The organism is Bacteroides sp. AF29-11 (genome assembly GCF_003602895.1).
Lineage (GTDB): Bacteria > Bacteroidota > Bacteroidia > Bacteroidales > Bacteroidaceae > Bacteroides > Bacteroides uniformis.
Genome location: NZ_QTLY01000003.1, coordinates 337,238 through 358,491, shown reverse-complemented (window position 1 = coordinate 358,491; position 21,254 = coordinate 337,238). Strand labels below are relative to the sequence as shown.

The window sequence follows — 21,254 nt, the reverse complement described above, 5'->3', positions numbered from 1 at the left end:
TACATTTGCATCAATCTATTTATTGTTTAACTAATTTCTAATAAGATGAAAAAGAAAAGTCTAAAGAGATGCCTTAAAAAGCGCATGATCCTTTTACTGGGTTTTCTTATGATGACTGGTGTTGCTGTTGCGCAACAACTTCAGGTACAAGGAAAGGTGACCGATGCAACGGGTGAAGGTCTTATCGGTGCAAGTGTATTGGTAAAGGGTACAACTTCGGGGGTGATAACTGACATTGACGGTAACTATGTGTTATTGAATGTCAATCCTGATGCAATACTTATTTTTTCTTATGTAGGTTACCAAACGCAGGAACTGAACGTATCCGGTAGAAACAAGATTGATGTTGTCTTGCATGATGACCAGCAGGTGTTGGAAGAAGTTGTAGTAGTGGGTTACGGTTCATTGAGTAAAAAAGAAGTTTCCAGTTCCATTGTACAAGTGGATAAGAAAAATTTTAATTTGGGGGCTATGAATAACCCGATGGAAATGGTATCGGGAAAAGTCGCGGGCTTGAATGTCAATACGCAGGCAGCTGCCAATCCTAACTCCAGTTCTTCATTACAAGTACGTGGTGCAACATCTGTTTCTGCAAGTAATAGTCCTTTGATTGTCATAGATGGTGTGGCAGGTGGCGATATCCGTAACATCGCTGCACAGGATATTGAATCTATTACGGTATTGAAAGATGCGGGTTCAGCTGCTATTTACGGAACGCGAGGTGCTAATGGTGTGATTTTAGTTACAACGAAACGTGGCTCGGGTGAAGCTGGAAAAACGGTAGTCACATATGACAGTTACATCGCTTTTAATGTAGCCAAGCCCTCTCCGGATATTCTGTCGGCTGATGAATTCCGTCGTTCGAGACGAGGTACAGACTATGGAGCCGACACTGACTGGTATGGACTGATTACTCGTGATGTAGCATACGACACAAACCAATATATATCTATTGATGGTAGCACAAAGAATGGTTTCTATGGTGCTTCCTTCAATTACAAAAGTGCCAATGGACTTGACATCGTGAGTGGTCGTGAAGAATTTGGAGGTCGTTTTTCTATGGAACAGCGTGTACTGGAGAATCGCTTACAATTCAACGGTTCGTTGAGTGCACGTCGTGTAAATGAAACCTGGGGAAATGATGGTTTCTTCGATAGGGCACTCACAATGAATCCTACAATGCCGGTATATAATGCAGACGGTTCGTATTATCAGCCTACTTCTCCTACGGGTGCAACCAATCCGGTTGCGGAGCTTGCTTTGAGAGATAACAACGGCCAGCGTATGTATTTGTTGGGTACGGCTGAGGCTAAACTGAATATTTTGCAGACAGAAAAGCATTTGTTGAATACAACATTAAGTTACTCATTGCATTACAATGACATGAAGCAACAATATTATGCTTCGTCTGCCGGTTCGGAGTCCTATTGGAATGGTTATAAAGGACGTGCGGAAATGAAGTATCAGAAATGGTACACCAATCGATTGGAGTGGTTGGGAAATTATGCACTGAACTTGGGCGACCACAATATTAAGGCTGTAGTGGGCTATACTTATGAGAAGTCTATCTGGGAACAGATTGGTGGTAGTAACAACGACTTCTCTTTTGATAATACGAAATATTGGGATTTGGGCAGTGGCTCTTATCTGAAGGATGGTTTGGCAAGTTTATATAGCGGTCGCTCTGAATCGACACTTATTGGCTTCTTTGGTCGGTTGAACTATAATTGGAAGGATATGCTTTTTGCATCGGCTTCGTTGCGCTATGAAGGCTCTTCCAAATTTGGTGCTAACCAAAAGTGGGGGTACTTCCCAGCAGCTTCTTTGGCTTGGGAAATGATGGAGATGGGCTTTATGAAGAATACCCGGAAAGTGTTGACCAGTTTGAAACCGCGTGTTTCTTTCGGAATTACCGGTCGTTCGGATTTTGATGCTTATAAATCACTTTCTACTTACAATACCAATGGTAGTTATCTCTTTGACGGGCGTTGGGTAACGGGCTATGCTCCCTCTAGTAATGCTAATCCGGATTTGGCTTGGGAAAAGAGCGTTGCGATTAATCTGGGTGTTGATTTTGTTCTATGGAATCGTTTACGTGGTTCAGTGGAGTATTTTGACCGTAGTTCTAAAGACTTGCTTTATACGTACACGGCACCTCAACCGCCTTTTGTCTATTCCACTATTTTGGTTAACGTTGGAACAACGAAAAATACCGGTATAGAAGTATCTTTGGATGGTGACATCCTTACTAAAACAGCAGTGAAGTGGACGAGCGGAATCAATTATTCTTATGGGAAGACTAAGTTGACCAAACTTTCTAACGATATTTACAAGGCATCTTATCTCGACCTTTACTTAAAACCGGGTACTGGCTCCAGCGAATATTTCTTCCGTGTGCAGGAAGGGGGAGAGATAGGGCAGTTCTACGGTTATGAATATGCAGGTGTTGACGAAAATGGCAATATGCTTATTTTGAATGATAAAGATGAGCAAATACCGATTTCTCAGGCTGATGCCAAGTATAAACGTTATATTGGCAATGGTGCTCCCAAGCACTTCTTGTCTTGGAGTAACAACCTGACTTGGAGAAATTTTGATTTGAGTGTATTCTTCCGCGGTACATTCGGTTTTGATGTATTCAATATGCGTAAATATGGTATGGGGCTTCAGGGATGTGGTACAGATAATGTTCTTCGCTCTGCGTATCTGGAAGATAAGAATATCCGTACCGGTGGTGGAGTAATATCTTCCTATTTCCTGGAGGATGGTAGCTTCATAAAACTGGAAAATGTAACCTTGGGATATAATTTTACTCCTAAGAACCGTAAGTTACTGGATAATATGCGCATATATCTGTCTGCCAAGAATCTGTTTACCTTGACCGGATATTCTGGTAATGACCCTTCAATTATAGACGTGAATGGTATCCAGCCGGGAGTAGATAGTAATAGTGCTTATCCTACAGCAACTCAATTGAGTTTAGGTGTGACTCTTCGCTTCAAATAAATGAGAAACAAATTATTAAAAATATGAAAGATATGAAATATATAAAATGTCGTTGGTTATTGGCGATGATTATGTCATGTTCACTTTTCTCTTGTACTAATTTGGACGAGGAAGTGTTCGATCGTGTGGATGCCGGAATTTATTATCAAGATGAGACGAGTGTTCAGGGGGCAGTGGCAGCCATCTATTCGAAAGCTGCATATAGTTATTTGGAATACTTCTGGTATTTGCAGGAGTTTTCTGCCGACCAGGTGGCATGGCGCAGTTGGAACGGTGGACTTTGGGGATGGGATGAGGCATTGAAGTTTGCTTTGTCTTCACATACCTGGACGTCAGAATCAACCATTATTCGCCAAACTTGGGAGAATGCGTGGACCACTATTGGGCTTTGCAATACGCTTATTACAGATTTGCAGGCAATCAGCCCCGCATCTATACGCATGACTGAGGATGCTTTGAATAGTTATATTGCCGAAGTACGTACCCTGCGTGCTTGGGCATACTACAATATCTTTGAGATTTGGGGTGGAGCACTTCCCTTGAACATTTCTTCGGGTGCGGAAATCCCTGGTTCTGCAGATACTGATTTTGATAAGGGGTGCAAGATTATCTACGATTTTATCAGTCAGGAACTAGATGAGTCAGTTACAGATCTTATGAAAGAAGATGGTTCTGGAAAGACTCGCAACCGCATGAACCAAGCTGCCAATCGTATGATTAAGATGCGCTTGTTGCTGAATTCTGAGGTGTTTATCAAACAAAACAGTTATAATGAGTGTGCCACTCTTTGCCAAAAAATTCTGAATGGCGATTATGGTACTTACAGCATTACCGATGACTATCGCGATATTTATTCGATAAACAATGTAGAATGTCCGGAAGTTGTAATGGCATTGGCGATGGAAGTCGGTCAGGTCAATACCGGTTGGATGCGTAACATGCCTTTCATGCCTTACAATTGTTGGGATTACTTTGGAGGTACATACAGCCAGAGCGGATGGAATTGTGTATGCTTGGCACCTTCATGGGATAATTCTGGAAATGTACAGCCGTATGGTGGTACTGACAATCCTAAGAGCTTTCTTACCGACTACGGTGATAAGTTAGGAGCAGTTTATGAACGTTTCCACGATAAAGATATCCGTAAGCAGAACTATGTGTATAATGAAACAACAGGAAACTATCAAGGCATTTTTTTGAAAGGGGCTATTAAAGCCAACTATGGTAAGGGTGCGGCTTTGAAAGCAGATGCCGACCGTGACGGTCAGGATTTGGTTTATGTGGATCAGGTGGGTACATTCCTTAATTTAGGACGTAATCTGGAGACTGTCATGTCACCTCGCTGGGGTGAAACGAATTCAGGTGTCCGTTTGGTAAGATATCCGGTTTATCCGGAGAGTGCAGGCATTGATTTCCAAAACATCGATGAGGTGGAATTCCGTTTGAGTGAAGTGGTCTATACTCTTGCTGAATGTAAAATGCGTGCAGGTGATACGGAAGGTGCTAAAGAACTGGTATATAGAGTTAAAACACGCTATTTTACAGATAAATCGGCTCTCGAACAGCCCGGTCCTGGTTTTACATCCTTTGATATGGATTGGATGTTGAGTGAATGGGGACTTGAATTCTTGGGAGAGGGGCGGCGTCGTCGTACAGACTTGCGTCGTTTCGATAAGTTTACGCAAGGGCAATGGTGGTTCTTTGGCCGTGCCACGGACGACGGTTTAAGCTATCCGGCTAAACGTGACCGCAAATACGAGTGGTATCCCTTGCCCCAGTCTGCCCTTATGGTAAATCCGGGACTGGTACAGAATCCTAATTATTAATCATCCTATAATAATAGTAACAATGAAAAAATATATATGTAATCCGCTATGGCTTTTGTTGCTTTTTGTAGCTTTCATCAGTAGTTGTGACAAGGAGGAAATTGTGTTTGACCATGAGTTGCCGCAATTTGAACTTCGTAGCGATGCTATCTTGCTGGAGGTGATTATGCCCCAAGGAACTGGTGCCGATGAAATAATTTATATTGCAGGCGATTTCAATGGAGGTCAGGATGCTGCTTCCGGAGACCTTAAGTGGCAGATGGAGAAAGCTGCAAACAATGATGTTAAATGGGGCATATACCTCTATCCGGAAGATTTTGTTAATGGAAAGACACTTGCCGATGGCTTTTATTTCGTTTCTAAGACACAAGGTATAGAGCGTACTTTGCAGAATGGGGATGCTTTACATCAAATTTCGGCTAAGGTAGGTACTCGCACTGATATAACGGTAACCCGCTGGAATGCTTATTTTGAGGAGCCGGAAGACCCAAGTGAAGTGACCCACGACGGTTATGCTGTGTTCGTGATGGACAATACAGGTTGGGATGCACTGACACTTTATGCGTGGGGAAATGATTTGCCGGAACTTTTTGGAGGTTGGCCCGGTATTTCACCTACTGGTAGCGTTGAGATAAAAGGAATTACCTATAAATACTTTGATACAGGTGAAGCAAATAAGGGATTGGTTTACAATTTGATATTTAACGATAATGGAGTAGGTTCACAATTTGATGGACCACAGAACTTTACTCTTGACCGTGACATATATTTGGAAATCACAGAAAGCGGTTGGACGGAAATAGATCCGGATGCAGTGGTCATCCATGATGGTTATACCATTTTTATTGAAGACCAGTCCGGATGGGCAGAAACAACCATATATGCGTGGGGAAATGATATACCGGAACTCTTTGGCAGTTGGCCAGGAATATTACCAACCGGTAGTGTTGAGATAAAAGGTGTCACGTATAATTATTACGATACAGGTGAAGCAAATAAGGGATTGACTTACAATCTGATAATGAATAATAACAATGGAGGCTCACAATTTGACCTCGCAGCAGTGACGCTTGATCGAGATTATTATTTCCGTATTACGGACATAGCTGGTGAGGAGATTGACCCTAACAATCCGGACGGAGACTCTGAACCGGAATCTGAAGCGGCTTTTGTTTCTAATCAGAATAATTTCTTGAAATGAGTTTTGTATAGTAATGAAGATGTTAAATGACCTATTGGTGGAATGAGATTGGGGATAGGATATCTCTTTTCAATCTTGCGGATATATGTCCCAAGGCTTGGTTTTTCTATCCCAAGTCTTGGGATAGAAAAACCAAGCCTTGGGAAGAAGTTATCTCTTAGCTCTTTTGTTTTTTAGTATTGGCTTCCGGGATTTTTAGTATTAAGGCTTAGTATCTTTTCTGCCAATGCCCATTACTGGAGAGTTTGGATGCTCCTTTTGCAGATATCAGTTCCGCCAATGAGTATAAGTATAGATAAAAAGTAGAAATATGAAAAAAGTAATAATTGCGACACTGCTCTTTACGATGCTACATTCTTGTATGGGGTGTAGTGATAGTCAGAGTGACATGGAACCGATTCCCGTCCCACAGGAAGAATACATGGCTTCGGATATGGTGATTTATGAGGCAAATCCCCGCATTTTTGCCGAAGAAAATGCGTTCTCTGCCATCAAAGCAGAGCTTGACCGTATTCAAAGCCTGGGGACTACCGTGCTTTGGCTGATGCCTGTAAATGAGCCGGGAGTACTGAAAAGTGTGAATTCACCTTATTGTATAAAGGATTATAAAAAGCTGAATACACGTTACGGAACAAAAAAAGACTTGAAAGAACTGGTAGATGCTGCCCATGCCAAAGGAATGAAAGTGATTCTTGACTGGGTTGCCAACCATACTTCGTGGGACAATGCTTGGGTGACTGAGCATCCGGATTGGTATACACAGGATGCAAATGGCAATGTGGTACAACCTCAAGAACAGCCTTGGGCGGATGTTGCTGACTTGAATTTTGACAACGAAATCATGCAGCAAGCCATGATTGATGCCATGAAGTATTGGGTAACAGAAATTGGTATTGATGGATACCGTTGTGATTATGCCGAGGGGGTACCAGATGCTTTCTGGAAGAAAGCAATCGCCGAGCTCCGTACACTTGACAATAATTTGCTGATGCTTGCCGAAGGCGGAAAAACGTCTTTAATGAACAATGGTTTCAATCTGCTCTACGGCTGGAACTTCCATAGTAAACTGAAAGACTATTATGCCGGTAAATGCTCACTTACTGACCTTTATGCTATGAATACTTCCGAATTGGAGGGAATGCCGAAGGGTACGTTACGGTTACGCTATTCTACTAATCATGACCAGGCAAGTGAGGCTTCACCGATAGAATGTTATGGCGGTGAGCGTGGTGCCATGTCTGCTTTTGTATTGACGACTATGCTCGAGGGGATACCTCTTATTTATAGTTCGCAGGAAGTAGCCTATCCGCGGTCACTTAACTTTTTCAATTACGGAGTTATAGACTTGAAGTCCAATGAAGTCTTTGCGCAAGAGATGGCAGAAATCATCAGAGCCTATAAAGCTACGAGCAGTGTACGTGGTGGTGAACTGGAAGTTTATACTACCGGAGATGTCGCTTCATTTTATCGGGCAGCAGGCAGTCATGGCATGTTGGTCATGGTGAATACCGCCAATGAGTCTGTACAAGTGAAAGTACCTATGGAGCATGCTGGCAAGACCATGACCGATGTGATTGCCGGTGTGGATGTGGAGTTGCCTACAGTAATGACGATGGAACCTTATCAATATTTTATATATCAACAATAACGGATGTATATGAAACATGTATTATTAACAGTTGTATTTCTGGGAATTGCTTGTGTGGCGATGGCACACGAATTGTTATCTCCCAATGGGAATCTGAAACTCAATGTTGTGCTTGATTCCGAGGGGGGGCCGGTCTATAGCTTATATTACAAAGGAGAGCCGGTTGTAGAACCTTCTGCCTTGGGAATACTTATGGAAGAAGCGGATTTGTCAAATGGCTTCCGGATTCTTGATGCAACAAATTCTACTTTTGATGAAACTTGGATGCCTGTATGGGGAGAGTATGAAAAAGTCCGTAACCATTACAATGAACTTACTGTCACTTTCTCACAACCGGCAAAGCACGACCGTACGATGATTGTACGTTTTCGATTGTTTGACGATGGACTCGGATTCCGTTATGAGTTGCCGGAGCAGAAAACCATGAATTATCTGACGGTAAAAGACGAACTGACGGAATTCAATCTGACCGGTAATCATACACTCTATTGCATTCCCGGTGATTATGATACGAATGAGTTTGCCTATACTACTGCGGCCATTTCCGAAGTGCGCGAAGCTATGGAACGTAATCTACGTAAAAAAGGATATGAAGCTAAAGCGACTTCATTCACAGTACAAACACCCCTTATGATAAAGACTACCGAAGGACTTTATATCAATATTCATGAAGCTGCCTTGGTAGATTATTCTGCCATGTTGCTGAATGTGGATGATAAAGAGTTTAACTTTTCTGCTCATCTTACTCCCGATAAATTAGGAAAGAAAGGATATCTGCAATTACCGTTGCATACCCCGTGGCGTACAATTATGGTTAGTGACGATGCACGTAGCATCCTTGCTTCTCAGTTGATTCTTAATCTGAATGAACCTTGTAAGCTGGAAGATACTTCTTGGATTAAGCCACAGAAATTTATCGGTGTCTGGTGGGAGATGTTTACTGGTGGAGGAGGTACATGGGCATATAGCGACTATTATAAGGCTAAACCCGGCATAACCGACTATTCAAAGTTAACTCCTAATGGACATCATCCGGCCAATACTGAACATGTGAAAGAGTACATAGACTTTGCGGCGGAGAATGGTATTGATGCGGTATTGGTTGAGGGTTGGAATGAAGGTTGGGAAGATTGGGCATCCTATCGTAAGGATCGTCAGTTCCTTTTTGACAAACCTTATCCGGACTTTGATGTTGCGGTACTACATGCCTATGCCAAATCAAAGGGGGTAAAGATTATCATGCATCATGAGACGGCTGCTAATGCTGCCGATTATGAGCGGCAGCTGGATGTAGCCTTTCAATTTATGGTAGATAATGGCTATAATTCTGTAAAGACAGGATATGTGGGCTCAATCATTCCCCGTAGTGAATATCATTCCTCACAATGGATGAACAATCATTATATACATGTGGTGAAGCGTGCTGCTGATTATAAGATTATGGTAGATAGTCACGAGGCTGTTCGTCCCACCGGCTTGTGTCGGACCTGGCCCAACTGGGTAGCGCAAGAATCTGCCCGTGGTGGTGAGTTTGAATCTATGGGGGGCAATGATCCGGATCATACTTGTATCTTGCCGTTTACTCGGTTGAAGGGTGGTCCGATGGATTACACTCCTGGTATTTTCCAGACAAAACTTTCGTATTATAATAGTTCGAAACCTAAAGGTCAGGCGGGTACTACATTGGTAAAACAATTGGCTCTATATGTAACGATGCCCTCTCCGTTACAGATGGCAGCAGACCTGCCGGATAATTATCGCCGTTTTCCCGATGCGTTTCAATTTATTAAGGATGTAGCGGTGGATTGGAGCAATTCTTGGTATTTGGAAGCCGAACCGGGTGATTATATCACAGTGGCTCGTCAAGCCAAAGGAAAACAAGAGTGGTATGTAGGTGCTATTACCGACGAACATCCTCGTACGGCAACTATTCCTTTCTCTTTCTTACCCGAAGGAAGGAAATATATTGTTACCGTTTATGCAGATGGTCGGGATGCAGACTGGAAAGATAATCCGCAGAGCTATGACATCCGTCGTGGCATAGTAACGTCAAAGAGTGTGCTGCGTCAACCTTTGGCAAGTAGTGGAGGGGTGGCTATCAGTGTTCGAGAAGCAACAAAAGAAGAGGTAAAAGGATTGAAGAAATTATGAAGCTTGTCCGTACATAGTAATTATTATGTTGCGGATTTAATACAAGCATTTAAGAATTAAAGTTAGCAATTGGAAAGGCATAGTCCGTGAGGATTGTGTCTTTTTTCGTAAATTATTCGTCATTTCTTATTTTCTTTATTATAATTTTTCTATATTTATGCCGTTATGGCGAATTGTTGACAGAATAGGAAAAGAATAGACCATTTAGGTATGAATAGAGAATGCCGGGGATTTGACATTTTATCATTCTTTAATCAAAATATAACCGTAAAATTTAGCTGTTTTGAAAAGTTTTCTTATATTTGCGGTGTTATTCATTGACATTTTGTTTGAATAGCGTGAAGTCAACAAGGTAATAACCTTTAAAACGTAATATTATGAATATCGAACGTATCATGGCCTCTTTAGAGGCAAAGCACCCCGGCGAGTCTGAGTATCTTCAAGCCGTAAAGGAAGTTCTTCTTTCCATCGAAGATATCTATAACCAACATCCTGAGTTCGAGAAAGCGAAAATTATAGAACGTCTGGTTGAACCTGACCGTATCTTTACTTTCCGCGTAACGTGGGTGGATGATAAAGGTGAAGTTCAGACGAACCTCGGCTATCGTGTGCAGTTCAACAATGCCATTGGCCCGTACAAAGGCGGTATTCGTTTCCATGCTTCCGTAAATCTTTCTATCCTCAAGTTCCTGGGATTTGAGCAGACCTTCAAGAATGCCTTGACTACATTGCCTATGGGTGGCGGTAAGGGTGGTTCCGACTTCTCTCCGCGCGGAAAGAGCGATGCTGAAATTATGCGTTTCTGTCAGGCCTTCATGCTGGAGTTGTGGCGTCACCTCGGTCCGGATATGGATGTTCCTGCCGGTGATATCGGTGTAGGCGGTCGCGAAGTGGGCTATATGTTCGGTATGTATAAGAAGTTGACTCGCGAATTTACGGGCACATTTACCGGTAAAGGATTGGAATTTGGCGGTTCGCTGATTCGTCCTGAAGCAACAGGATTTGGTGGCTTGTATTTCGTAAACCAAATGTTACAGACAAAAGGCATTGACATCAAGGGCAAGACCGTGGCTATCTCCGGTTTTGGAAATGTGGCTTGGGGTGCTGCTACCAAGGCTACCGAATTGGGTGCCAAGGTGGTTACCATCTCCGGTCCCGACGGTTACATTTACGACCCGAACGGTATCAGTGGCGAAAAGATAGATTATATGCTGGAACTCCGGTCATCGGGCAACGATATCGTAGCACCGTATGCCGACGAATTCCCCGGCTCTACTTTCGTGGCAGGCAAACGCCCGTGGGAAGTGAAAGCGGACATCGCTCTGCCTTGCGCTACCCAGAACGAGCTGAACGGCGAAGATGCACAACACCTCATTGACAACAAGGTGACATGTGTAGGCGAAATCTCCAATATGGGATGTACGCCCGAAGCTATCGACCTTTTCATTGACAACAAGATTATGTATGCACCGGGTAAGGCTGTCAATGCAGGTGGTGTGGCTACCAGCGGACTGGAAATGTCGCAGAACGCCATGCACCTCAGCTGGAGTGCAGCCGAAGTGGATGAAAAACTCCACGCCATCATGCACGGAATTCATGCTCAATGCGTAAAATATGGGACAGAACCTGATGGCTACATCAACTACGTGAAGGGAGCGAATATCGCCGGCTTCATGAAGGTGGCTCATGCCATGATGGGTCAGGGAATTATCTAAGAGAGAAACTTTGTTTAGTTGTATTTGTATTTGTGGTTTGTGCTGCCCTACGCCTGTGAAGGTATGGGGCAGTACTTTTTTTATTCTCAATTAAAAAAGTTGTATCTTTGTATCCGAGAAACCATAAATTACAAAGAGATGTTACTACCTGAATTGAAACTGAGACGTGATAAAATACGCTCTCTCATGGCTCAACAAGAGATTGATGCCGCTCTTATCGCTTGTAATGTAAACTTAATCTATACGTACGGACGTGTCGTCAGCGGTTACTTGTATCTGCCGTTGAATGCTCCCGCCCGTTTATTCATCAAACGTCCCAACAATATTGAAGGGGAACATATTCATCCTATCCGTAAACCGGAACAACTGCCTGACTTACTAAAGGAATGTGGTTTGCCCATACCTGCGAGGTTGATGCTGGAGGGGGATGAGTTGTCTTTTACGGAATATAACCGTTTGGCAGCGTGTTTCCCTGAAACGGAGGTGCTTCCTTGTGGTACGGCACTTATCCGGAAGGCCCGAAGTGTCAAGACTGAAATAGAGATTGAGATGTTCCGTCGTTCCGGCATTGCACATGCTAAAGCTTACGAACAAATACCCTCGGTTTATAGACCAGGAATGACAGACCGCCAATTATCCATCGAAATAGAGCGCCTGATGCGTCTGGAAGGTTGTCTGGGTATTTTCCGTACCTTCGGACAAAGTATGGAGATTTTTATGGGAAGTCTGCTGGCAGGAGACAATGCCACTGCGCCTGCCCCCTATGATTTTGCTCTGGGAGGCGAAGGACTTGACCCGTCACTGCCTATCAGTGTGAACGGTGCACTGTTGCAACCCGGCCAGAGCTTTATGGTTGATATGGGGGGTAACTTCTATGGCTATATGGGAGACATGAGCCGTGTATTCTCTATCGGAAAGTTGCCGGAAAAGGCATATGTTGCCCATCAGGTTTGCCTGGACATACAAGAGGCTGTTGTAGAAAAAGCGAAACCGGGTGCTGTTTGTGAGGACCTTTACAATCTCGCTATCGATATTGTCACCAAAGCGGGCTTTGCCGACAACTTTATGGGAGCCACTCAAAAAGCCAAGTTTATCGGTCATGGCATCGGACTGGAAATCAATGAAATGCCGGTGCTGGCTCCACGCATGAAGCAGGAGCTGGAACCGGGCATGGTCTTTGCTTTGGAACCGAAGATTGTTTTGCCAGGCATTGGTCCCGTCGGTATCGAAAACTCTTGGGTTGTAACAGCAGAAGGAGTGGAGAAACTGACGTTGTGTAAGGAAGAGATTGTGGAACTTTGAAAATTGATAATGGATAATGGAAAATTGCCATGCGGTTTCAATAAATACGCTGCACTGTTTATTTTTCCATTATCCATTTTCAATTATTTTACCCTTCTGTTAAGCTGATTATTCGCTTTCGAAGGTTTGGATTTACCAATCCGTTTTCCGGTTGGCTTGGCCTTGTTGCTCCGTTTGGGCTTTATGCCGGAATGGTTACTCGCCTTCATAATATTCACATAAGTAGTAGCGGGCTATAAAGTCCCAATATTGATGCAGTGTTTCTTTTCCTTTCAGGAAGGGAAGTTCCACATCGGGTAGAATTCCTTTGGCCATTCCGTATTTCAGCAGGTCGAACGGACACTCTCCGGGTTGGCAGAACATCTTGTAACCCTCTGCAGCAGCGCGTTTGGCATCGTACATCGGGTTATGTTCTTCACAGAAATAGGCGGCCACGTTGTGGGCTACGAGCATACCTTTGGCGTTGGCATAAATCACGAACTCTTTTTGGTATTCCAGGTCGGGCAATAATGCGGACCGTTTGTTTTCCCATCCCAAGACATCGACAAAGAAAGTGCAAAGCTCCTTGTAATCGGTGAAGTATAGCAGCGGTTTCCCCTGGCTGTATTCCAGACAGCGGGCGGCATCTTTGCTCAGTTTGGTTTCCGGAGTGACTTCCGGCAGCGGAGTAATGGGCATATCCAGTAAATCAAGTCCCATTACCCAAAGGAAGGAAGATTCTTCCTCGCTGATGGGAGCTTCTTCGAAACGTGCATCCATCAGTTCATAGGCGCTTTGGCTTAATGCAAGCAGGTCTTTGTCATAAGGACTGAACAAGGTGTATTCCTTGTCAAAAATACTGAATTGTGATTTCAATGTCCACAGTACGAATGCAATGTCTTCCTGATTTATTTCATCGGGCGTATAATCGTCACCCAGTGGATAGAACGGCAGGTAAGTTCCGTATACTCCCTGAAAGGCTTCGGAGAAAAGTTTCCAGCCTCCGCTTTGGGCAATGGTATCTTGAAAGTACATGCCGAGGGAGATGGCTGCGTCAATTTGGGTACGCAGCTCTTCCTTGTTGAACAGAGGAGAGGCTTTGACGAGGGGCAGGATGCTTGTGGCGAAGTCGAGGTACCATTTGTCTGTTGGCAGTACGCGGGTGCGTTCATTGGCCCCCAACCAATATTGCATGTTGATTGTTGTCATGATTTGTTTTAGATAAATATTATAGTCTTTTTAATGCCAATTTGATGACTTGTTCCACCGGTGCGCTTGGTTCTTCCTTCAAAATGGCAAGCACTACTTTTTGTGAGGGGGCTTGTGCAAAGCCCAGCATGGTAAGGGCGGCTACGGCTTCTTCTTGTACTTGTACGTTGGCTGCCGATACCAGTGTACCTATGGTCCCTGCGTTGCCGGTGGCAACGCTGCCGGTCTTGATTTTGTCTTTTAAATCCACAATTATCCGTTGGGCTGTTTTCAGCCCGATACCCTTGACTGTTTTCAGTAGAGTGGCGTTTTCCGTGCTGATGACATTTATCAGTTCGGATGGCGAGAGTGCCGAGAGAATCATGCGGGCTGTATTTCCGCCGATGCCTGACACGGAGATGAGCAGCAGGAATAGTTCGCGTTCCTGCTTGTCGGCGAATCCGTAGAGGACATAGGCGTCTTCACGGATAGCTTCGTATACATATAATTTGCATTCTTTTTTACCCTGGATGGCAGCATACGTGTTCAATGAAATATTGACACCGTATCCCAGTCCGTTACAGTCTATTACTGCGGTTGCCGGACTTAGTTCGGCAATTCCGCCTCTGATGTATTCTATCATAATTCTTTTACTTGTTGGCCCAAAATGCACCTTGCGCACATATCATCTGCGAATGTATGAATTATTATTGGACTTTCACTCACTAAAAAAAGAAAAAACTGTGTAAAACAGCAGTGAGTTCTGCCGGTATAATAAATTAAAATGCTTACTTTTGCGCCGATAAAGTAGAAAACTGATAAATAAACTCATAAAAAGAATGAAAAAAGTAAGAGCAGCCATTGTTGGCTATGGCAATATCGGGCACTATGTGTTCGAAGCCCTGCAAGCAGCTCCCGATTTCGAAATTGCCGGTGTAGTGCGCCGTGCCGGAGCTGAAAACTGTCCTGCGGAACTGGGTGCATATCCCGTTGTGAAGAATATCAAGGAACTGAAAGACGTGGATGTTGCTATCCTTTGTACGCCTACCCGCAAGGTGGAAGAGTATGCAAAGGAGATCCTTGCTTTAGGCATTCATACTGTGGACAGTTTCGATATCCATACGGGTATCACTGCCTTGCGCCGCACACTGGATGCAGAGGCTAAAAAGCATAATACGGTATCCATCATTTCTGCCGGCTGGGACCCGGGTAGTGACTCCATTGTCCGCACCATGCTGGAAGCCATTGCTCCGAAGGGCATTACCTATACTAATTTTGGTCCGGGCATGAGCATGGGACATACGGTGGCTGTAAAGGCCATCGAAGGTGTGAAAGCCGCCCTTTCCATGACTATTCCCACGGGAACCGGTATTCACCGTCGTATGGTGTACATCGAGTTGAAGGATGGCTACGAATTTGACAAGGTGACTGCAGCCATCAAAGCCGACCCGTACTTTGTGAATGACGAAACACATGTAAAATTGGTTCCGAGCGTGGATGCACTGCTCGATATGGGTCATGGGGTAAACCTGACCCGTAAAGGTGTGTCTGGCAAGACGCAGAACCAGCTATTTGAGTTCAACATGCGTATCAACAATCCTGCCCTCACGGCACAAGTGCTGGTATGTGTGGCGCGTGCCGCTATGCGTCAGCAGCCTGGTTGCTATACAATGGTTGAAGTTCCGGTAATAGACCTGCTTCCGGGCGACCGCGAAGAGTGGATCGGCCATTTGGTATAAGACACAGAAAAAACAGATGATGTGTTTGGTTCAAACGCATCGTCTGCTTGCCCCGAATACATCATCTGTTTGATGCAAACGCATCATCCGTTCTACCGCGAATGGATGATGCGTTTTTTATGTCTTGTTCTTTAAAAGAAATACCTCAGTATATCATTGAAGTTTGCCCAAATCAGCAAACCGAACAAGAGGAACATGCCCACCATCTGCGCACGTTCCATAAACTTGTCGCTGGGCTTGCGGCGTGCAATGATTTCGTAAATGAGGAATAACACGTGTCCACCGTCCAGTGCAGGGATGGGCAGAATATTCATAAAGGCAAGGATGATGGAGAGGAATGCCGTCATGTACCAGAACTGGTGCCAGTCCCACGTGGCGGGGAAAATACTGCCGATGGTTCCGAAACCTCCGAGTTGCTTGGCTCCTTCCTTGGAGAAAAGATATTTCATCTGGCCTACGTAGCCTTTCAGAGTCTTTACCCCCAAAGATACGCCGGCAGGGAAAGAGGAAAGGAAACTGTATTCCTTACGGACAACGGGCAGCAGCTTGTCGGTTGCCGTACGTGCTGCCACGCCTATTTCATAGTCGGCATTGGTCATCATGCTCAAGGTGTCTGTCACACCGTTACGGACGTATGTCAAGGTTACCTCATGGGATGCATTGGCTTTCTTGCGCTTCAGCATCTCTTCTTTGAAGTCGTAGTAGGCTATTGACTTTCCATCCAAGTGGGTGATGCTGTCACCTACTTGCAGACCGGCGGAAGCGGCAGGGTATCCTACAATCAGGCTGTCGACTACATAAGGGAAACGGAAACTGGCGAAACGCACGCTGTCTGCCAGCAAGCGGTTCATCATGTCTTCGGGGATGTAGACTGAAGCAGCTTCCCCGTCACGCAATACGCTTACCTGGCGGGCATCGACAATACTGGTCAGCAGGTCGCCGTCATAGCGTTCGAATGGTACCCCGTCGGCAGATATTAGGATATCGCCGTCGCGGAAGCCTATGGCTTTGGCTGTTTCGTTAAAATCCATACCCAATGGGGCTTTTTGTACTGGTATATATTCGTCGCCCCAAGTAAAGAGTATCATGGAATAGATGAACAATGCGAGCAGGAAGTTGAACAATACACCGCCTACCATAATTAGCAGGCGCTGCCATGCTGGCTTGGCACGGAACTCCCATGGCTGCATGGGTTGCTTCATCTGTTCGGTATCCATAGATTCGTCTATCATACCTGCTATTTTTACATAACCACCTAAGGGTAGCCACCCGATACCATATTCCGTGTCACTGTGTTTGGGCTTGAACTTGAATAATGTGAACCAAGGGTCAAAGAATAAGCAGAACTTTTCTACCCGCGTCTTGAACAGACGCGCAAAAAGGAAGTGCCCCCCCTCATGAACAATAACGAGCAACGAGAGGCTCATAATGAGTTGCAGGGCACGAATCAAGAATGTTTCCATCTAATTATTTGCTGTTTTACGATTTTTATAATTTTCGCAAAGGTACGTTTTCTTATTTAACGTATCAAATGAGTAGATGTTTTTTATAATTCTTTTCATTCCGGTGTATCTATCAAATCAGCTCTTCTGCTATCCGTCGGGCTTCGGCATCCGTAGCCACATAGTCTTCATAGGTGGGCTTCTGTAAGTAGGATACGCGCGACATGGTCTTTTCTATTACTTCACTCATGCCAAGGAACGAAATTTTGTCCTGCAGGAAGGCAGCTACCACCACTTCATTGGCGGCATTGACAATGCAAGGCATATTGCCTGCACGATGTAGCGCTTCGTAGGCCAGGGCGAGGTTACGGAAACGGGTGGTGTCCGGTTGCTCGAACGTCAGTTCCGTGCACAGCTTGAAGTCCAGGCGCGGGAAAGAGTCTTTCAACCGGTCGGGATAGGAGAAGGCATATTGGATGGGCAGGCGCATGTCCGGCATTCCCAGTTGTGCTTTCACGGCACCGTCCTCAAACTGTACCATGGAGTGGATGACGGATTGCGGGTGTACCACGACTTCTATCTGGTCGGGACGTACACCGAACAGCCATTTGGCTTCGATTACCTCGAACCCTTTGTTCATCATGGAAGCAGAGTCTATCGTGATTTTGGCGCCCATGTCCCAATTGGGGTGTTTCAGTGCTTGCGCTTTGGTGACGGTTGCCAGTTGCTCCATGGTGCAGGTGCGGAACGGACCTCCGGAGGCAGTCAGTATCACTTTTTCTATTTGGTTGCCTATCTCACCGGCCAGGCACTGGAAAACGGCGGAGTGCTCGGAGTCGACGGGTAGGATGGGGACACCGCTGAAGCGTGCCAGGTCATTGATGAGCTCTCCCGCCACCACCAGCGTCTCTTTGTTGGCAAGGGCTATCGGCTTACGGGCTCGGATGGCATTCATGGTGGGCTTCAGTCCTGCATATCCCACCATGGCGGTCAATACCATATCAATGGGATTTTCGGTCACAATCTGGCAGAGGGCATCTGCGCCGGCATATACCTTGATAGGTAGGTCGGCAAGCGCTTCTTTCAGTTGCGTGTATTTCGATTCGTTGGCTATTACCACTGCCTCAGGCTTGAATCTGCGTGCCTGGGCTATGAGTTCCTCTACGCGGTTATTGGCGGTCAATACGTATGCTTCGTACTGGTCGGGATGTTCTTCGATGACCTGCAACGCTTGTGTACCGATGGAACCGGTAGAACCGAGTATGGCAATCTGTTTCATTTACTATTATGCTATTTACAATTTACTATTTGGAGACTAAAATACGATGTAAAGCTCGGGATTTACGGCCCTGCCCTTATGCCACAGCTCGAAGTGAAGGTGGGGACCGGTGGACAGCTCGCCGGTGTTTCCTACCAGTGCGATGGCTTCACCCCCTTTCACCGCATCGCCTTCCCGTTTCAGCAGAGAGCCGCAATGCTTGTAGACTGACACGAAGTCCTGGTTGTGCTGTATTTCTATCAGATAACCCGTCTCGGCAGTGTAGGTACTCAGTATGACGGTACCGTCTAAGGTGGCCAATACGCTTTCGCCCGGATTGGCGGCAATGTCCGTGCCGAAGTGTTTTGTTTCGGCATTGAAGGGAGATGAAATCATGCCGCGTGTGGGGCGGTAGAAAATCAGTCCGTCTATTTCGGGGCGAGCGGTGATGCTCGTCAGGTTGTACTTTTCTGTCTCCTCGTACTGTTTGCGGAATTCGGCTTCCCGTTGTGTACGTTCCATGAGCGAATCTTCGCGCAGGTGGGTCAACGAGTCGATGGAATGTATGGTATCTGCCTTTATCTTGCCCTGGAAGATGTCCTGGATATTCATGATATAGAGGTTCTGTCTGTTCACCAGTTGCTGGAGGGAATCTACGCGTAAGGCATTCTCCACTACCTGGGCGCGGATTTCACTGTTCATATATCCGGGCAGGTAGTTGCGCAGCGGGGTGAAGGCTACAATCAAGGAGGCGATGAGAAACAATACGAACAACACGGAGAGTAATACGGACAGTCCGTTCAGCTTGGATACGCGCAACGTGATGATATCCTCAAGGGTATTTTCGTTCGTAATCGTCAGTCTGTACTTGAACTTGATGTTACTCCAAAATGCTTTTCTTCGTTTCTTTTTCATACCTCTTCTGTTTCGTCCAAAGCTATCAAACCTTCCGGCAGGTCTACGGTGATGACCTTGTGCTTCTGGTCAATGTCTATGATAAACTCTTCTTGTGCCGGCACCAGCAGTTCTTCTCCCTGATAATCTACCACAAACAGTGTGTTGATGGTCGATGTGTCCACGTCCGTCACTTCTCCCAGCGTGCCGTGATGTACTTCCTCCATACGAAAACCGACGAAGAAGTCCCAACTCAGTTCACCTGGTCCTGCCTCTTCTGCATGCTTTACGGGGAAGTAGACCTCAATATTAGTGAACATGCGGGCGCGTTCTGCCGTGTCCACGCCTTCCAGTTTGACAAGGGCGGTGGTGTCGGAGCGGAAACGGTATTCTTCCAAGAAGAAAGGCACCAGTATACCGTCCAGCAGGCAGATTAGGTATTCGGCTTCCACCCGGTCGAAGATGTCATCCGTAAAAGTGAACGATAGTTCTCCGTGAATGCCGTGGGGCTTGTTGAATATACCTATCTTATATACTTCTTCTCTCTTTATCATCTTATTCTATTCTTGTTATTCTTGCTCCGAGCGCATTCAGTCGCCCTTCGATGTTCTGATAGCCACGGTCTATCTGCTCTATGTTGTGGATGCGGCTGATGCCGTCCGCACTCATGGCAGCTATCAGCAGGGCGATGCCCGCACGGATATCGGGCGAGGTCATGTTGCCGCCACGTAGTTTAAAGCCGTGGTCGTGACCGATGACAACGGCGCGGTGCGGGTCGCAGAGGATAATTTGCGCTCCCATATCTATCAGCTTGTCCACAAAGAACAAACGGCTTTCGAACATTTTCTGATGAATGAGTACACTGCCTTTTGCCTGGGTGGCAACCACCAGCAGCACACTGAGCAAGTCTGGTGTCAGTCCGGGCCAGGGTGCGTCGGCAATGGTCATGATGGAGCCGTCGATAAAGGACTCTATCTGGTACGTCTCTTGTGCGGGCACGTAAATGTCGTCTTCCCACTGCTCCATCTTGATGCCGAGTCGACGGAAACTGTCGGGGATAATTCCCAAGTTCTCGTAGGAGACATTCTTGATGGTCAGTTCGCTACGGGTCATGGCTGCCATGCCAATGAAACTGCCCACTTCAATCATGTCGGGGAGGATGGTATGATCGGTTCCGTGCAGCTCGTCTACTCCTTCGATAGTCAGGAGGTTGGAGGCGATGCCTTCTATCTTAGCTCCCATCCGGTTCAGCATTCTGCAAAGTTGCTGCACGTAGGGTTCGCAGGCGGCGTTGTAGATGGTGGTCTTGCCTTTGGCAAGGACGGCTGCCATTACGATATTGGCAGTTCCCGTAACAGATGCCTCGTCGAGTAGCATATAACTGCCATGCAGTTGTTTGGCTGAGATTTCGTAGATGCCACGCTCCTCATTATAGACAAAGTCGGCTCCTAAATTCTGGATACCGATAAAGTGTGTATCCAGACGGCGGCGTCCTATCTTGTCTCCGCCCGGCTTGGAAATCATGGCCTTGCCGAAACGTGCCACCATCGGCCCCACCAGCATGACGGAACCGCGCAGGCTGGAACATTTTTTCAGGAACGCGTCACTTTCCAGATAGGCGAAATCAATGTCGGCAGCTTGAAAACTGTAAGTGTCAATGCCTTTTTTAGATACGCTGACTCCCATATCCCGCATCAATTGGATAAGGTTGTTGACGTCCAGTATGTCCGGGATATTGTGCACAGTCACCTCTTCGGCAGTGAGCAATGTGGCGCAGATAATTTGCAACACCTCGTTTTTTGCTCCTTGGGGGTAAATGTCACCGGAAAGTCTGTGTCCTCCTTCGATTACAAATGATGCCATGAAATTAGTGATTAGGGGTTGGTGATTAGTGATTAGTGGTCT

Annotated in this window: 15 protein-coding genes; 8 read left to right on the top strand and 7 right to left on the bottom strand. The window is 45.7% G+C overall.

Annotated elements, in window-relative coordinates; translation table 11 throughout:
* The first annotated feature begins 45 nt into the window (after window positions 1–45).
* From DWZ03_RS06955 to DWZ03_RS06925, 7 genes are all read left to right on the top strand, one after another.
* Window positions 46–3,006, top strand: coding sequence for a SusC/RagA family TonB-linked outer membrane protein (locus DWZ03_RS06955; RefSeq protein WP_005827017.1), 2,961 nt, complete (start codon window positions 46–48; stop codon window positions 3,004–3,006).
* A gap of 32 nt (window positions 3,007–3,038) precedes the next feature.
* Complete coding sequence (locus tag DWZ03_RS06950; protein ID WP_005833034.1) at window positions 3,039–4,832, top strand: RagB/SusD family nutrient uptake outer membrane protein; 1,794 nt, start codon at window positions 3,039–3,041, stop codon at window positions 4,830–4,832.
* 22 nt (window positions 4,833–4,854) lie between these two features.
* Window positions 4,855–6,033, top strand: coding sequence for a hypothetical protein (locus tag DWZ03_RS06945; RefSeq protein ID WP_005833032.1), 1,179 nt, complete (start codon window positions 4,855–4,857; stop codon window positions 6,031–6,033).
* A gap of 310 nt (window positions 6,034–6,343) precedes the next feature.
* Window positions 6,344–7,681: an alpha-amylase family glycosyl hydrolase gene (locus tag DWZ03_RS06940; protein WP_005827009.1), complete on the top strand. Its 1,338-nt coding sequence runs from the start codon at window positions 6,344–6,346 to the stop codon at window positions 7,679–7,681.
* 3 nt (window positions 7,682–7,684) lie between these two features.
* Window positions 7,685–9,832 (top strand): glycoside hydrolase family 97 protein, encoded by a 2,148-nt coding sequence (locus DWZ03_RS06935; protein WP_016272962.1) that lies wholly within the window; start codon window positions 7,685–7,687, stop codon window positions 9,830–9,832.
* A 377-nt stretch (window positions 9,833–10,209) separates the two neighbouring features.
* A complete protein-coding gene (gdhA, locus tag DWZ03_RS06930; protein ID WP_005827003.1) occupies window positions 10,210–11,547 on the top strand; it encodes an NADP-specific glutamate dehydrogenase in 1,338 nt (445 codons plus the stop codon).
* A 138-nt stretch (window positions 11,548–11,685) separates the two neighbouring features.
* Complete coding sequence (locus DWZ03_RS06925) at window positions 11,686–12,849, top strand: M24 family metallopeptidase (protein ID WP_005827001.1); 1,164 nt, start codon at window positions 11,686–11,688, stop codon at window positions 12,847–12,849.
* 195 nt (window positions 12,850–13,044) lie between these two features.
* Here DWZ03_RS06925 and DWZ03_RS06920 read toward each other — a convergent pair whose 3' ends face one another.
* Together DWZ03_RS06920 and ruvA are read right to left on the bottom strand one after the other, a co-directional pair.
* Window positions 13,045–14,037 carry a DUF3843 family protein gene (locus tag DWZ03_RS06920; protein WP_120129360.1) on the bottom strand — a complete coding sequence of 331 codons (993 nt, stop codon included), beginning with the start codon at window positions 14,035–14,037 and terminating at the stop codon, window positions 13,045–13,047.
* Between the two features lie 19 nt (window positions 14,038–14,056).
* Complete coding sequence (gene ruvA / locus DWZ03_RS06915) at window positions 14,057–14,659, bottom strand: Holliday junction branch migration protein RuvA (protein WP_120129358.1); 603 nt, start codon at window positions 14,657–14,659, stop codon at window positions 14,057–14,059.
* A 196-nt stretch (window positions 14,660–14,855) separates the two neighbouring features.
* On the opposite strand from ruvA, the gene DWZ03_RS06905 reads away from it, so the two are divergent.
* Window positions 14,856–15,755 (top strand): diaminopimelate dehydrogenase, encoded by a 900-nt coding sequence (locus DWZ03_RS06905; protein ID WP_057087235.1) that lies wholly within the window; start codon window positions 14,856–14,858, stop codon window positions 15,753–15,755.
* A gap of 131 nt (window positions 15,756–15,886) precedes the next feature.
* On the opposite strand, the gene rseP is transcribed toward DWZ03_RS06905, so the two are convergent.
* The 5 genes from rseP to murA all read right to left on the bottom strand — a co-directional run bounded on the left by rseP (window position 15,887) and on the right by murA (window position 21,212).
* Entirely contained in the window at window positions 15,887–17,218 is a 1,332-nt protein-coding gene (rseP, locus tag DWZ03_RS06900) for an RIP metalloprotease RseP (protein ID WP_005826988.1), read from the bottom strand.
* A 112-nt stretch (window positions 17,219–17,330) separates the two neighbouring features.
* Window positions 17,331–18,476: a 1-deoxy-D-xylulose-5-phosphate reductoisomerase gene (locus DWZ03_RS06895; protein ID WP_120129355.1), complete on the bottom strand. Its 1,146-nt coding sequence runs from the start codon at window positions 18,474–18,476 to the stop codon at window positions 17,331–17,333.
* A 36-nt stretch (window positions 18,477–18,512) separates the two neighbouring features.
* A complete protein-coding gene (locus DWZ03_RS06890; protein ID WP_005826982.1) occupies window positions 18,513–19,370 on the bottom strand; it encodes a M23 family metallopeptidase in 858 nt (285 codons plus the stop codon).
* Window positions 19,367–19,903 (bottom strand): ribosome maturation factor RimM, encoded by a 537-nt coding sequence (gene rimM / locus DWZ03_RS06885; RefSeq protein WP_005826980.1) that lies wholly within the window; start codon window positions 19,901–19,903, stop codon window positions 19,367–19,369. The genes DWZ03_RS06890 and rimM overlap by 4 nt, the downstream gene beginning before the upstream one ends.
* A 1-nt stretch (window position 19,904) precedes the next feature.
* Window positions 19,905–21,212 carry a UDP-N-acetylglucosamine 1-carboxyvinyltransferase gene (gene murA / locus DWZ03_RS06880; RefSeq protein ID WP_120129352.1) on the bottom strand — a complete coding sequence of 436 codons (1,308 nt, stop codon included), beginning with the start codon at window positions 21,210–21,212 and terminating at the stop codon, window positions 19,905–19,907.
* Window positions 21,213–21,254 lie beyond the last annotated feature (42 nt).